A 13,742-nucleotide genomic window follows, 5' to 3' on the forward strand; every position below is an offset into this window, starting at 1 on the left:
GCGCACAGCGTACATGCCCAGGCAGGCATCGCGCTCAGCGTTCGCAGTCCCGCGACAGGCGCGCGTCGATGCCACGCTGTTCATTGCTGATGGCGGTGCGCTCACTCTGCAGCGCGCTGTTGTAACGGCGGTCCAGTTCCCAGCGGCGGTCACGCAGGCGCGCACAGACGTCCTGCGGCGGCAGCGCATGGCAGCTGTCACGGACCAGCACGCTGCCGGCCGGCACCTGCACGCCGACGCCCACCGCAGGCGGCCGGTAGCCTGTGCCTTCACCGATCGGCGCACCGACCGGCGTGCCGAAGCCCGGGCGTGGACCGGGATGGACCGCGCCGTGGTGCCCGTGCGGGAGCCACACGCTGGTCCACAACGGGACCCAGCGCGGATTGCCCTCGTTGCTGTCGCTGGTGTAGCGGCGACCGTCGTCGCTCACGCACTCGTACAACGGTTGTGGCGGCTGGATGTAGACGTGGCGCACTTCGCGATCGCGCATCACCGGAACCTCGCTGGGCACCGCGGGAGGGGCGTCACTGCGCACCACCCGGGGTGCCGGATCGCGCGGGCGCTGCAGGTCACGCACCTCCTGCCGGCCGCTGCTGCAGGGCCTGTCCTGCAGGGCCACGGCGCCATTGCTGGCGACGCAGCGGTAGACGCGCACGTCCTCGGCGGCCGGTGCGGTCCATGGCAGCAGCAGGCACAGGCCCAGGGCGGTGCGCAGCAGGTTCATGGCGGCAGGGTGCGTGATTGTGCGTGGCAGTGCAATCGTCCGCTCAGGAGCGCAGCACGTTGCCGCTGAGCGCGTCGCGGATCGGGGTGGGCTGGGCCAGGCCGCCGGTTTCGCCATCGAGGATGCCATCGAGCAGGCGCAGCAGGCGTGGATCCAGCTCGGCACGGCTGCGTGCCGGTGGTTCACCGGCCAGGTTGGCGCTGGTGGAGACGAGGGGCCCCCCCCAGGCGCGGCACAGGGCGGCGACCAGCGGGTGCGCGCTGATGCGCACGGCGATGCCGCTGTGCTCGCCGGTAATCCAGGGCTGGGCGCGCGGACCGGCCGGCAGGATCCAGGTGTTGGCACCCGGCCAGCTGGCCAGCACCGCGCGCTGGCGGGCATCGGGCAACGCCTGCAGGCGCACCCAGCCCTCCAGCTGCGACAATTCGGCGGCGACCAGGATCATGCCCTTCTCGATCGGGCGCTGCTTCAGCCGCAGCACCATGTGCACCGCCGCCTCATGCGAGGGATCACAGCCCAGGCCCCAGACCGCTTCGGTCGGATAGGCGATCACGCCGCCGGCGCGGAGCGTGGCGACAGCAGAGTCCAGGGTGAGTTCTTTCATGGCGGCGACCGGCCCGACGTGGGCCCCCATTATCCCCCTGCGGCGTGCAGAAGGGGTGGACCCTGGCCCGGTAGTGCCGGCCGCTGGCCGGCATCGGGTGCTTCTGGATGTTGCCGGCCAGCGGCCGGCACTACCCCTTATCCACGCATGGCGTGAATCTACTTCGCGGCTTTCTTGACGGCCTTCTTCGCCGGTGCCTTCCTTGCAGCGGCCTTCTTTACCACGGCCTTCTTCGCCGCCTTCTTGGCAGGCGCTTTCTTGGCTGCGGCCTTCTTCGGCGCCGCTTCCTTCTTCACCGCCGCCTTCTTGGCCGGTGCCTTCTTCGCGGCAGCCTTCTTGGCGCCGAAGCCCTTGCGCACGGGCTTGCCGGTTTCTTCCATCAGCTGCTGCACTTCGGCCAGGGTCAGCGATGCCGGCTCGCGATCCTTGGGGATCTTGCCGTTCATCCTGCCGTCGCTGATGTACGGGCCGAAGCGGCCGTTCAGCACCTGGATGTCGCTGTCCTCGAACTCCTTGATGATCCGGTTGCGCGCGATCTCTTCCTTCTCTTCGATCAGGAACACGGCGCGGGCCAGGTCGATGGTGTACGGGTCGTCTTCCTTCTTCAGCGAGGCATAGGTGCTGCCGCGCTTGGCGAACGGGCCGAAGCGGCCGATGCCGACGCTGACCGGCTCGCCGTTGTCCTCGCCCAGCGCGCGTGGCATCAGGAACAGTTCCAGCGCATCTTCCAAGGATATGGTGTGCATCGACTGGCCGGGGCGCAGCGAGGCGAATTTCGGCTTCTCCTCGGCGTCCTCGGCGGTGCTGCCGATGGCGGCGTAAGGCCCGAAGCGGCCGAGGCGCACGCTGACCGGCTTGCCGGTCTTCGGGTCGGTGCCGAGCTCGCGCGCGCCACTGGCCTCGGCGCGGTCCACCGATTCCTTCTTGTCTTCCACCAGCTCCTTGAACGGCTCCCAGAAGCGGGCCATCAGCGGGATCCACTCTTCTTCGCCACGCGAGACGGCGTCGAGCTCGTCTTCGAGCTTGGCGGTGAAGTCGTAGTCCACGTACTGGGTGAAGTGGCTGGACAGGAACTTGGACACCGCGCGGCCGACGTCGGACGGGCGGAAGCTGCGGCCTTCCATTTCCACGTACTTGCGGAACAGCAGGGTCTGGATGATCGAGGCGTAGGTCGACGGACGGCCGATGCCGTACTCTTCCAGCGCCTTCACCAGCGCCGCTTCGGTGTAGCGCGGCGGCGGCTGGGTGAAATGCTGCTCGGCCTGGATGCGTTCCAGCGGCACGCGGTCGCCCGGCTTCATCGCCGGCAGCTTGCGGCCTTCGTCCTCGTCTTCGGCGCTCTTGTTGTCCTTGCCTTCCTCGTACACGGCCAGGAAGCCGGGCACCACCACGGTGGTACCGCTGGCACGGAACACGTGCTCGCTGCCAGCCGACAGGTCGACGCTGACCGTGTTGAGCGTGGCCGGAATCATCTGGCAGGCGACGGCGCGCTTCCAGATCAGTTCGTACAGGCGGCGCTCGTCGTCGGTCAGGAAGCGCGCCACCTGGGCCGGGGTGCGCAGGGCCGAGGTCGGGCGCACCGCCTCGTGCGCTTCCTGGGCGTTCTTGGACTTGGTCTGGTAGGTGTTCGGCTGGTCGGGCAGCGAGGCGATGCCGTAATCACGGGCGATCACGTCGCGGATTTCGGCCAGCGCGTCCTGCGACAGGTTCACCGAGTCGGTACGCATGTACGAGATCAAGCCGACGGTGCCTTCGTCACCGATCGCCACGCCTTCATACAGCTTCTGCGCCACCTGCATGGTCTTGCGGGTGGTGAAACCGAGCTTGCGCGAGGCTTCCTGCTGCAGGGTGGAGGTGGTGAACGGCGGCGCCGGGCGGCGCTTGCGCTCCTTGCTGGCCACGTCGGTGACATGCAGCGAGCCCTGCGCGGCCTGCTGGATGCGCAGGCGGGCGGCTTCGGCGGTGTCGCCGTCGGTGATGGTGAACTGCTCGAATTTCTGCCCGTCCAGCTTGATCAGCTTGGCGTTGAAGTGCTGCGACGGGTGTGCGCACTCGGCGGCGATCGACCAGTACTCGCGGGCGATGAAGGCTTCGATCTCTTCCTCGCGCTCGACGATCATGCGCAGCGCCGGGCTCTGCACGCGGCCGGCGGACAGGCCGCGCTGGACCTTGCGCCACAGCACCGGCGACAGGTTGAAGCCGACCAGGTAGTCCAGCGCGCGGCGCGCCTGCTGGGCATCGACCAGGTCGCTGGCGATCGCGCGTGGCTGGCTGATCGCTTCCTTGATGGCGCGCGGGGTGATCTCGGTGAACACCACGCGCTGCATCGGCTTGTCCTTGACCAGCCCGCGTTCCTTCAGGATCTCGGCGATATGCCAGCTGATCGCTTCACCTTCGCGATCCGGGTCGGTCGCCAGCAGGATGTCGTCGGCGCCCTTGGCGGCCTTGGCGATCGCGTCGACATGTTTTTCGTTCTTGTCGATCACGTCGTAGTGCATGGCGAACCCGTTGTCCGGGTCGACCGCGCCTTCCTTCGGAATCAGGTCACGCACATGCCCATACGAGGCCAGGACGGTGTAGTCCTTGCCGAGGTATTTGTTGATCGTCTTGGCCTTGGCCGGCGATTCGACGATGAGCAGGTGCTTGGGCATGGCAGCAGTGTCTGTGGGGCGAGCCGCAGGGGAGGGGCCGCTAGGGTGGAGCAAACGGCCGCATTAGTGAAGCGGCCACGGACAAATCAATACGCTGAACGCCCGGTAGTGTGCCGGGCGTTCAGGTTTCACCTTATTAGAGGAATCACGCCCGGCCAGCCCCTGTCAAGCAGCCAGACGTGAGGATGGCCGTTCATGAGGCCATCTTGGCGATGAAGCCGACCGCGGCCACCAGCAGCACCAGGCCCGCCAGCACCAGCAGGCCGGTGAGCACCAGGATCACGATGGTGACCGTGCCCAGCTCATGGCGCTGCAGGTGCGGCTGGTCGGTATAGGCCCAGCGGTCGACCACCAGGGTGTCGCAGATCATGTCGTGCAGGCCCTGCTTGCGCTCGGTGAAGGCGGCCATCAGGAAGCCGATGCCGAGGGTGAAGCTGCTCAGCAGCATGGCCCAGTAGCGGCCGAAGGCGCGGCCCTTGGTCAGGCGATCGCCGTTGCTGCGCACGACCTTGATGCCGACCGCCATCTTGCCCAGCGTGGCGCCACCCTGCGAGGAATGGAACCAGGTGTAGTAGGCAACGCCGATGGCCATGTTGATCAGCGCGCTGGCCACCTGCGCGACGATTTCGATGGAGGTCTCGCCGCTGCCCACCGCGCCCATGCTGGCGCCAAGCACCACGCCGATGATGGCGCCGATGATGCCGCCCGGAATGGCCAGCACGAAATAGTCGATCATGTACGCCGCTACGCGCTTCCAGAAGCCTGCGTAGACCACCTCGCCGCCGATCACCGGCTGCGGGCCACCGGCACCGGAAGCGGCCGGGGCGCTGTAGGGCGAGCTGCTGAGCGCACCCGTGCCAGGCAGCGGTGCAGTGCCGTTGTCGATGGCGGCGTAGTCGCCGCGCAGGTCGAAGCCGCCGCTGGCGGTGGCCGTGCTGGCATCAGCCAGTGTCTGCAGGCCGAGCTCATCGACCACCTGGCGCAGTGCAGCCCACTGGGCCATGCCTTCGCGCCAGACCAGGGTGTCCAGGTTCAGTTCGCCCCGCTGGAAGCGCTGGCGGATTTCCTGGACCGGCAGCGGGCCCTGGCGTTGCTGTCCTTCGGCGTAGTACCACTCGGTCATTGCATGTTCCCTGTTGGATCGTCCTTGGAGGTGCTGCCGTGCGCGTGGCTCAGCCGCGGCACGACGGCGGCAGGTACTTGTCGTCGCTTTCACCGCTGCATTCCCAGCGGCCGCTGTCGCGATCATATTCCAGCCACAGCAGGTCGCCATCGAGGCTCTTGCCGGGCACGGCCAGCGTTGCTTCGATGCCGCAGTGGCCGTTGTTGAAGCGGCCGATGTTCACCGCCGACAGGCCGGCCTGGGTGAAATCACCCGGCGCCGGGAAGCCGGCATCGTTGGCACCGGGGCAGCGGCCTTCGTCGTCGGCGAAGTGCTGCACCTGCTGTTTCAGCGGCTGCAGGGCATTGACCGCGGTGGCAACCTTGGCACGCACGGTGTAGTCGTTGTAGGCAGGCAGGGCGATCGCCGCGAGGATGGCCATGACCGGCACCAGCACCAGCAGCAGGCCGCCGCCGATGATCGCGGTCAGGGCGCAGCCGGAGAGCTTCTTTTTCGGCGGCGGCAGCACCCCGGCCGGGGTCTGCGTGGCATAGGGCGTGGACGGTGGCAGCACCGGTGGTTGCGGCGGCGGCGGCGCAACCGGTTCCGGTTCGGGCTCCGGCTCGGGTTCCACGGCCGGCGCGGCGACGTCCAGCGCCGGCACGATCAGGCCCAGCTCATCGACCACGCTGCGCAACGGCTGCCATTGCGGCAGGCCGTCGCGCCAGACCAGGGTGTCCAGGGAGATCTGGTTGTTGCGGAACAACTCGACCAACTGTTCCGCCGGCAGCGGGCCTTGCTGCCGGTTGCCTTCTGCGTGGAACCACTCGCTCACGGGGACGCTCCTGAATGCGCTATGCCCCCAAGTGTACGGTCAGTGCAGGGGTTCTGGCTCGTCCATGAACATCTGCGTCTCCATCCAGGCGTAGGCCGCTTCGGAGCCGGGCTGGTTGAACAGCACCATCAGCACGACCCACTTCAGGTCGTCCAGGTCCAGTTCGTCCTGGTCCAGGGCCATCGCCCGGTCCAGCACCAGCTCGCGCTGGTCGGCGTCGAGGATGCCGTGCTGTTCCAGGTACAGCAGGAAGCCGCGGCATTCCACGTCCAGCTTGTCCAGCTCGGGGCCGTGGTAGATGCGCACGGGGCCATCGACCCGCGCCTGGGCCACGCTCGGCCGCTGCGCGGCCAGGGCATCGAGCCAGTCGAACGCCTTGTTGATCTCGGTGGGGCTGAAACCGGCCTGGATCAGGCCGTTCTGGAGCGAATCGCGGTCACGGATCAGGTCCGCATCTTCGCTGAAATAGTGTTCAAACAGGTACAGCAGTACATCCAGGATGCTCTCTTTCATTGCCCCTCGGCCTGCGTCGCGCGACGCTGTGGAGGTGAAGAAACTAGGGAGTTCGACAGTAGCGGCCGTGTACGCACACCACGATTCCCGCCAGTTCCATGGCCAGCAGCATGGAGGACACCTGTGACGCCGTCAATCCACAACGCGTGATCAGTGAATCCATACCGCTTGGGTTGTGGTCCAGCGCCCGCCACAAGCACTGGTAGTCAGGGTCGTCGGCCCAGCGCGCCGGCAGGAGCGCCGGCGGTGCCTGTTCAGTGGGGGTGGCCAACCGCGATTGCAAGCCCGGCAGCTGCTGGCGAAGGGCGGGGGCGAGCAGTTCCAGGACCTCCTCGGGGCGCTCGACCAGCGCCGCGCCCTCGCGGATCAGGCGATGGCAGCCGGTCGCGCGCGGGTTGAGCACCGACCCGGGCAGGGCACAGACCTCGCGGCCTGCCTCGGCGGCCAGGCGCGCGGTGATCAGCGCGCCCGAGCGCTGCGCGGCCTCGACCACCACGGTGGCCAGCGCCAGTCCGGCCACCAGCCGGTTGCGCGCAGGGAAGTGGCTGGGACGGGCAGCCGTGCCCGGCAGGTACTCGCTGAGCACCACGCCTTCGGCGGCGATCCGCGCCTGCAGCCGCGCGTGGCTGTCCGGATAGGCCCGGTCAGGGCCGGTGCCGATCACTGCCATGGTGCAGCCGCCGGCCTCCAGCGCAGCCTGGTGCGCGGCCGCATCGATGCCTGCGGCCAGGCCGCTGGTCACCGCCAGGCCGGCCTCGACGAAGCAGCCGGCAAAACGCGCGGCCAGTGCACGCCCGCCCGGGGTGGGCGAGCGGCTGCCGACCAGCGCCACCGAAGGGCGCCAGGCCAGGCAGGGATCACCGGCCACGAACAGCGCCAGCGGCGGGTTGGGTACCTCCAGCAGTGATGGCGGAAAGGCCGGATCGGTACACGGCAGCAGGTGATGGTTGTCCTGTTCCAGCCAGCGCCGGGCGGATGTCCAGGCCCGGGTATCGGGGCGTTCCAGGGCGGCGCACTGCTCCGGCGTGCAACCGTGCGCACGCCAGGTCGCAGTGCCTTGCGCGATGGCGGTTTCCGCATCGCCCGCGGCCTGCAGCAGGGCCCGTCGGGACGCCAGTGCGCCTCCCGCCATCAACAGGCGCAGCAGCGCCTCGTATGCATGTGTGGTCATCCCCCACTATCGGCCGCACACAACAAAGGCGCCCTAGGGCGCCTTCGCATGTGGCTGTCAGGTTTTGCCGGAGGTGCCTGCCGGCCCGCGGCCGGCACTCCAGTGGTGGCCGGGGCAGTCCGGCAACCGTTACTTCGCGTCCGGGTGCAGCGCGTTGTAACCCACCTGCACCGGCTTCACGCCCTGCATCACCAGCGCGTAGCTGACGTTGTCGAAGGTGCGGAACACCATCGCATGCGCGGCATATTCATCCGGCAGCGAGACCCGGCCTGCGCCGGTGCTGAGCGAGTCGTCCATGCGCGAGGAGGTCGGGTACTTCATGCGGTGCGCTACATGGCGGCCCGGGCGCCACAGCGAGAACACGGTGCCGTTGTCCACGCCCTGGGCACGGCCGGCCGAAATCGCGATCACGTCGCGTGGGCCACCGGCGGTGAACATGTCGGTGACCGCCAGCACGCGCACGTCCACACCCTCGACACCCGCAGCGGGTACGTGGGGCACGAACTGCAGGTCGTACGGCCGGGCTTCGACCGGCACCAGGCGGTCGCCGGCGCGCACTTCGCGGCCGCCGACGTTCTTGTCCAGCACCAGCGTGGAGGCCTCGACCTTGCCGCCGGCGATCTGGGTGATGGTGCCGGTGGCGACCTGGGCCAGTTCGTAGCCGAGCACGCCACGACGTGCGTTGGGTGCGTTGTAGGCCTTCCACAGGTTGCCGCTGCCCGGGGTGACGTCGCCGTTGGCGGTCAGGTCCTCGGTCGGCTTGGGCTGGGCGTAACGCACGGTCGGGCGTACCACGGCCCAGCGCTGGCCCACCTGGGCATCCGCCAGGCGCACGTAGACGGTGTCGCCACCGGACACGCGCAGGCGGCTGTCCTCCAGGCCGACGACGTAGGGCAGCTGCTTGACGCTGTCGACAACGCTCAGCTGCTTCAGGAACGGCTCGACCTGGGCCAGCGGAATGGCGTCGATCGGGGCCTCCTGGCGCGGACCGGCCTGGGACACGGTCACCCGGTCCAGGTAGGCCAGGCTCAGCACGTCACCTGGATAGATCAGGTGCGGGTTGGCGATCTGCGGATTGGCTTGCCAGATCTCCGGCCACAGCCAAGGCTTCTGCAGGAAACGTGCGGCGATATCCCACAACGTATCCCCTTTTCGGACCACATAGGTGTCCGGGTGCCCGCCATTCACTTCCACGGCGGTAGCATAGGCAGCCACGGTCAGCATCGCCGCGGCGACGACCGTACGAAAACGAAGCAACATAGGTGTGAAGCCCTGATTCCCCAACAGGTCCACGCACTATAGTCCAGAAACCGGGGCGCAAGGCAAGCGTTGGAGCTAGAATCTGCGACGTATGCCGGCGTGCCGGCCCCCTACCCGGAAACAGCCATGGCCCTTCTCCCCATTCTCGAGTTCCCCGATCCGCGCCTGCGTACCAAGGCTGCGTTGATCGACGCCGCCGAAGTCACCACGCCGGCCTTCCAGGAACTGATCGACAACATGTTCCTGACCATGTACGACGCCCCGGGCATCGGCCTGGCCGCCACCCAGGTGGACGTGCACAAGCGCTTCATGGTCATCGATGTCAGCGAAGAGAAGAATGAACCGCATGTGTTCATCAACCCGGAAATCGTCGCCAAGGACGGAGGCCGGGTGTACCAGGAGGGCTGCCTGTCGGTCCCGGGCATCTTCGCCGACGTGACCCGCGCTGACACCATCACCGTGAAGTACCTGGACCGCAACGGCCAGGAGCAGCAGCTGGAGGCCGGTGAAGTGCTGGCCACCTGCATCCAGCACGAGATGGACCACTTGGACGGCAAGCTGTTCATCGACTATCTGTCGCCGCTCAAGCGCGAGATGGTTCGCAAGAAGCTGGCCAAGCAGCGCAAGCACGTGGCGTGATCGCCAATCCGGGCCGCCCTCCGGGTGGCCCGTGCCTGCGCGACGCGCGCGGGCTGTACGGCGCCGGCCGACGGCGCCGTTTTCTTTCCTGCACGAATCCATCCTGCAAGTGGGGTAGCCATGAGGATTGTCTTTGCCGGTACGCCGGAATTCGCGGTGTCGTCGCTGCGCGCCGCGGCGCGCCACCACGAGGTCGTGGCCGTCTATACCCAGCCTGATCGCCCGGCCGGGCGCGGCCGTGGCCTGGCACCGTCGCCGGTCAAGCTCGAAGCCGTGGCCCGTGGCATTCCGGTCTACCAGCCCGAATCGCTGAAGGATGAAGCTGCCCAGCGGCAGCTGCGCGACCTGCAGCCGGACCTGATGGTGGTGGTCGCCTACGGCCTGATCCTGCCCAGGGCGGTACTGGCGATCCCGACCCACGGCTGCTGGAACGTGCATGCCTCGCTGCTGCCGCGCTGGCGCGGTGCCGCGCCGATCCAGCGCGCGATCCAGGCCGGTGACGCAAAGACCGGCGTGTGCCTGATGCAGATGGAAGCCGGCCTGGATACCGGCCCGGTGCTGCTGCACCAGGAGCTGCCGATCGCGGCCACCGATACCGGCGGCCAGCTGCATGACAAGCTGGCCGAACTGGGCGCACAGGTGCTGTCAGACGGCCTGGGCCTGCTGCGTGCCGGCATCAAGCCGATCGCGCGGCCGCAGCCCGAGCAGGGCGTGACCTACGCGCACAAGCTGGACAAGGCCGAAGCCCGCCTGGACTGGGCACAGGACGCCGATGCACTGGCGCGCACCGTGCGCGCCTTCAATCCGTGGCCGATCGCCGAGGCCACGCTGGCCGGCGAGCGCGTGCGCATCCACGGCGCGGTCGCTCTTGACCTGGCCCACGGCCAGGCGCCGGGAGCGGTGCTGGCGGCCGGCCGCGATGGTATCGACATCGCCTGCGGCCAGGGCGCGCTGCGCCTGCGCACGCTGCAGCGCGAAGGCGGCAAGGCGATCACCGCCGCCGACTACCTCAATGCCCGCCGCGACCTGCACGTGGGGGCATAAGCGGTGTCGAAGCAGAATGATTTCTCCGTCGCCAAGGCGGCGCCCGGCGCGGCCACCCGCATGCTGGCCGCACGCGTACTGGCGCAGGTGTTCACCCGTGGCCGCTCGCTGAAGGCGGAACTGGCCTGGGCACTGCCCAAGCTGGCCGACAGTCGTGATCGGGCCTTGCTGGAAGCGCTGTGCTTTGCAGTCCTGCGCCGCCGCAGTACCTACGACGCTGCCTTGCAGTCGTGGATGCAGAAGCCGCTGTCGGCGCGTGATGCCGACCTGCGCACGTTGCTGATGGTGGGCTTCGCGCAGCTGGACGTGCTGGAACTGCCGGCGCATGCGGCCCTGTCGGCCACGGTCGACGCCGCCCGCGCGCTGGGCCGTGAGCGCCAGGCCGGGCTGGTCAACGCGATCCTGCGCCGCGCGCAGCGCGAGGGGTTCCCGGAGCAGCCTGCGCGTGACGCCTTTCCGGCGTGGCTGGCCGATGCCGTCGAGCGCGACTGGCCGTCCCAGGCCCAGGCGATCTTTGCTGCCAGCCTGCAGCCGGCGCCGCTGTGGCTGCGTGCCAACCGCCAGCAGGGGGGGCGTGACAAGGCGCTGGCCACGCTGGCCGAGGCCGGCATTGCTGCCGAAGCCAGCCCGCTCAGCGCCGACGCGCTGCGCCTGGTGGCGCCCATCGCGGTGAACCAGTTGCCGGGGTTCGCCGACGGTGCGCTGTCGGTGCAGGACCTGTCGGCGCAATGTGCGGCGGACGCGCTGGCACCGGCGTCCGGCGCCCGCGTTCTGGACGCCTGCGCGGCACCGGGTGGCAAGTCGGCGCACCTGCTGGAGCGTGACCCGAGCCTGCGCCTGCTGGCGCTGGATATCGATGCGCGTCGCCTGGCGCGTGCCCGCGATACCTACACCCGCACCGGTGTAGGTGAGGGCGCGCAGACCCGGGTGGCCGATGCCAGCGACCCCGGTGCGTGGTGGGATGGCACCCCGTTCGACGCCATCCTGCTGGATGCGCCGTGTTCGGCCACCGGCGTGATCCGCCGCCAGCCGGACGTGATGTTCCACCGCCGCGCCGAGGATATCGATGCGCTGGTCGGCGTGCAGGCCCGCCTGCTGGAGGCCTGCTGGTCGATGCTGCGCCCGGGCGGCGTGCTGCTGTACGCCACCTGTTCGATCCTGCGCGCCGAGAACATCGATCAGGTGCGGGCCTTCCTGAAGTGGCATCCGGACGCGGTGGCACAGCCGCTGGATGACAGATTCGGCCTGGACTGCGAGGGGATCGCGCGCCAGCGACTGCCGGGTGACAGCGATGCTGACGGTTTCTTTTACGCGCGTCTGCTAAAAACGGCCTGACCCCCCGCTGACGTTGCGAGTCCCATGCTGAAATCCCGCGCGTCGCGCGAGACGTGGTTGTTCGTGGTGATGGCCCTGCTGGTGCTGGGGGCCGGGCTGGGCCTTCGTGATCCGTGGCCGTCGGACGAGCCGCGCTTCGCGCTGGTGGCCAAGCAGATGTTCGACAGCGGCCACTGGCTGTTCCCGCACCGCGGGACCGAGCTGTACTCGGACAAGCCGCCGATGCTGATGTGGTGGCAGGCCACGCTGTACAGCCTGGTCGGGCAGTGGCGCGTGGCTTTCCTGCTGCCGTCGCTGCTGGCGGCACTGGGCACGCTGTGGTGCGTGGTCGACCTGGGCCGGAGGCTGTGGACGCGGCGGGTGGGGCTGTATGCCGGCTGGGCGCTGCTGTTCGCGCTGCAGTTCACCTTCCAGGCGAAGAAGGCGCAGATCGATCCCCTGCTGCTGCTGTTCATCACCCTGGCCAACTACGGCCTGCTGCGCCACCTGCTGCTGGGGCCGGCCTGGCGCTGGTGGTGGCTGGGCTGGTTCTTCGCCGGCATCGGCGTGATCACCAAGGGCGTGGGCATGCTGGCGCTGCTGATGATCGTGCCCGCGGCAATCGCCACGGCGCTGCGGTGGCCACGGGTGGGCCTGCACGCGCGCGACGCGCGCTTCTGGCTGGCGCCGCTGGCCTTCCTGCTAGCGGTGTCGTTGTGGCTGGCGCCGATGCTGCTGGCCGGCTTTGCCACCGGCTCGGACGAATATCGCGCCTACATGGACGATATCCTGTTCCAGCAGACGGCGCGGCGCTACACCCATTCCTGGGATCACCACCAGCCCGCCTGGTACTTCCTGGCGACGATGCCGCTGATGTGGATCCCGGCATTCCTGGCCCTGCCCTGGGCGATTCCGGCCTGGCGCCGCCGGCTGCAACGCCGCGACGCGCGCTATCTGCTGCCGCTGGCCTGGTGGCTGATGGTGGTGCTGTTCTTCTCGATTCCCGCCGGCAAGCGCGACGTCTACATCCTGCCGGCGCTGCCGATGTTCTGCCTGGTGCTGGCACCGCTGTTGCCGGGGTTGCTGAAGCGACGCGATGTGCAGGCCGTGGTGGGGCTGTTCACCGGCCTGCTGTCATTGGGCCTGGCCGTGGCTGGCGCGATGGCGGTGCTGGGTGACCCGGCCTTCGAGCTGCGCCTGACCCATAGCCGCGGGCTCGCCCCCGGGGCCGTCGACGCGCTGGCGTGGACGATCCTGGCGATGGGCCTGTGGGGCGGATTGAGCCTGCTGGCCTGTGGCCGTCGCCGGCAGCTTGCGCTGGTGTCGAGCCTGGCGGTGGTCTGGGTGCTGTACAGCCTGGTCGGCTACCCGCTGCTGAACGATTCCAGTTCGGCCCGTGGCCTGATGCGCGCGGTCGGTACCCGCCTGGGCCCCGATGCCGAGCTGGGGCTGGTGGCCTGGAAGGAACAGCACCTGCTGCTGGCCGACCGTCCCGCAGCGACCTTCGGTTTCGAGACTGACTGGGACGAGCAGCTGGTGGCGGCCACGCGCTGGCAGCGGCTGGCTCCCGGACGCCGTTGGCTGCTGGTCCACGAGTACGCGATGCTGTCGTGCGTCGACCGCAACCGCTCCGAACTGGCCGGCGTGGCCAACCGGCGGCGCTGGTGGCTGGTGCCGGCGGCGGCGGTGACGGTGCCGTGCGTGGTCACTGCCGAGGAGCGGGAACGTGAACGGCGTTTGCAGGAACATGACTAGCCAGCACGATTTCCGCTTGTCCAGTCTGCCCAAGCGGGTCCAAAGGCAGTAAAACAGCAGGCTGGGACGGCCCGCGTTGGCCCGTCCCATTCTTCCAGCAGATTGCAGCGATACTTCCCGACGTGCCAGC

Annotated in this window: 12 protein-coding genes; 4 read left to right on the top strand and 8 right to left on the bottom strand. The window is 68.7% G+C overall.

Annotation, left to right across the window (positions count from 1 at the left end):
- Nucleotides 1-34 precede the first annotated feature (34 nt).
- From J3A72_RS05075 to J3A72_RS05110, 8 genes are all read right to left on the bottom strand, one after another.
- Complete coding sequence (locus J3A72_RS05075) at nucleotides 35-724, bottom strand: hypothetical protein (protein WP_046432746.1); 690 nt, start codon at nucleotides 722-724, stop codon at nucleotides 35-37.
- 43 nt (nucleotides 725-767) lie between these two features.
- Entirely contained in the window at nucleotides 768-1,358 is a 591-nt protein-coding gene (locus J3A72_RS05080; RefSeq protein ID WP_080053022.1) for a Sua5/YciO/YrdC/YwlC family protein, read from the bottom strand.
- Nucleotides 1,359-1,486: 128 nt separating this feature from the next.
- A complete protein-coding gene (locus J3A72_RS05085) occupies nucleotides 1,487-3,979 on the bottom strand; it encodes a DNA topoisomerase I (RefSeq protein WP_075076445.1) in 2,493 nt (830 codons plus the stop codon).
- Nucleotides 3,980-4,172: 193 nt separating this feature from the next.
- A complete protein-coding gene (locus tag J3A72_RS05090; protein WP_014648568.1) occupies nucleotides 4,173-5,102 on the bottom strand; it encodes an RDD family protein in 930 nt (309 codons plus the stop codon).
- 49 nt (nucleotides 5,103-5,151) lie between these two features.
- The gene (locus J3A72_RS05095) at nucleotides 5,152-5,916 is read right to left on the bottom strand and encodes a pilin (RefSeq protein WP_014648567.1); all 765 of its coding nucleotides are present in this window, start codon (nucleotides 5,914-5,916) and stop codon (nucleotides 5,152-5,154) included.
- 39 nt (nucleotides 5,917-5,955) lie between these two features.
- Entirely contained in the window at nucleotides 5,956-6,429 is a 474-nt protein-coding gene (locus J3A72_RS05100; RefSeq protein ID WP_005419622.1) for a DUF494 family protein, read from the bottom strand.
- 43 nt (nucleotides 6,430-6,472) lie between these two features.
- Nucleotides 6,473-7,600 carry a DNA-processing protein DprA gene (gene dprA / locus J3A72_RS05105; protein WP_014648566.1) on the bottom strand — a complete coding sequence of 376 codons (1,128 nt, stop codon included), beginning with the start codon at nucleotides 7,598-7,600 and terminating at the stop codon, nucleotides 6,473-6,475.
- 129 nt (nucleotides 7,601-7,729) lie between these two features.
- Nucleotides 7,730-8,860 carry a LysM peptidoglycan-binding domain-containing protein gene (locus tag J3A72_RS05110; RefSeq protein ID WP_032958270.1) on the bottom strand — a complete coding sequence of 377 codons (1,131 nt, stop codon included), beginning with the start codon at nucleotides 8,858-8,860 and terminating at the stop codon, nucleotides 7,730-7,732.
- 126 nt (nucleotides 8,861-8,986) lie between these two features.
- On the opposite strand from J3A72_RS05110, the gene def reads away from it, so the two are divergent.
- The 4 genes from def (at nucleotide 8,987) to J3A72_RS05130 (ending at nucleotide 13,612) form a co-directional block, all read left to right on the top strand.
- Nucleotides 8,987-9,499 (top strand): peptide deformylase, encoded by a 513-nt coding sequence (gene def / locus J3A72_RS05115; RefSeq protein ID WP_014648564.1) that lies wholly within the window; start codon nucleotides 8,987-8,989, stop codon nucleotides 9,497-9,499.
- Nucleotides 9,500-9,619: 120 nt separating this feature from the next.
- Nucleotides 9,620-10,543 carry a methionyl-tRNA formyltransferase gene (gene fmt, locus J3A72_RS05120; protein WP_075076444.1) on the top strand — a complete coding sequence of 308 codons (924 nt, stop codon included), beginning with the start codon at nucleotides 9,620-9,622 and terminating at the stop codon, nucleotides 10,541-10,543.
- 3 nt (nucleotides 10,544-10,546) lie between these two features.
- Nucleotides 10,547-11,878 (top strand): 16S rRNA (cytosine(967)-C(5))-methyltransferase RsmB, encoded by a 1,332-nt coding sequence (rsmB, locus tag J3A72_RS05125; RefSeq protein WP_046432737.1) that lies wholly within the window; start codon nucleotides 10,547-10,549, stop codon nucleotides 11,876-11,878.
- A 24-nt stretch (nucleotides 11,879-11,902) separates the two neighbouring features.
- Nucleotides 11,903-13,612: a glycosyltransferase family 39 protein gene (locus tag J3A72_RS05130; protein WP_075076443.1), complete on the top strand. Its 1,710-nt coding sequence runs from the start codon at nucleotides 11,903-11,905 to the stop codon at nucleotides 13,610-13,612.
- Nucleotides 13,613-13,742 lie beyond the last annotated feature (130 nt).

It is taken from the genome of Stenotrophomonas sp. PvP093 (genome assembly GCF_017876915.1).
GTDB classification, from domain to species: domain Bacteria; phylum Pseudomonadota; class Gammaproteobacteria; order Xanthomonadales; family Xanthomonadaceae; genus Stenotrophomonas; species Stenotrophomonas muris.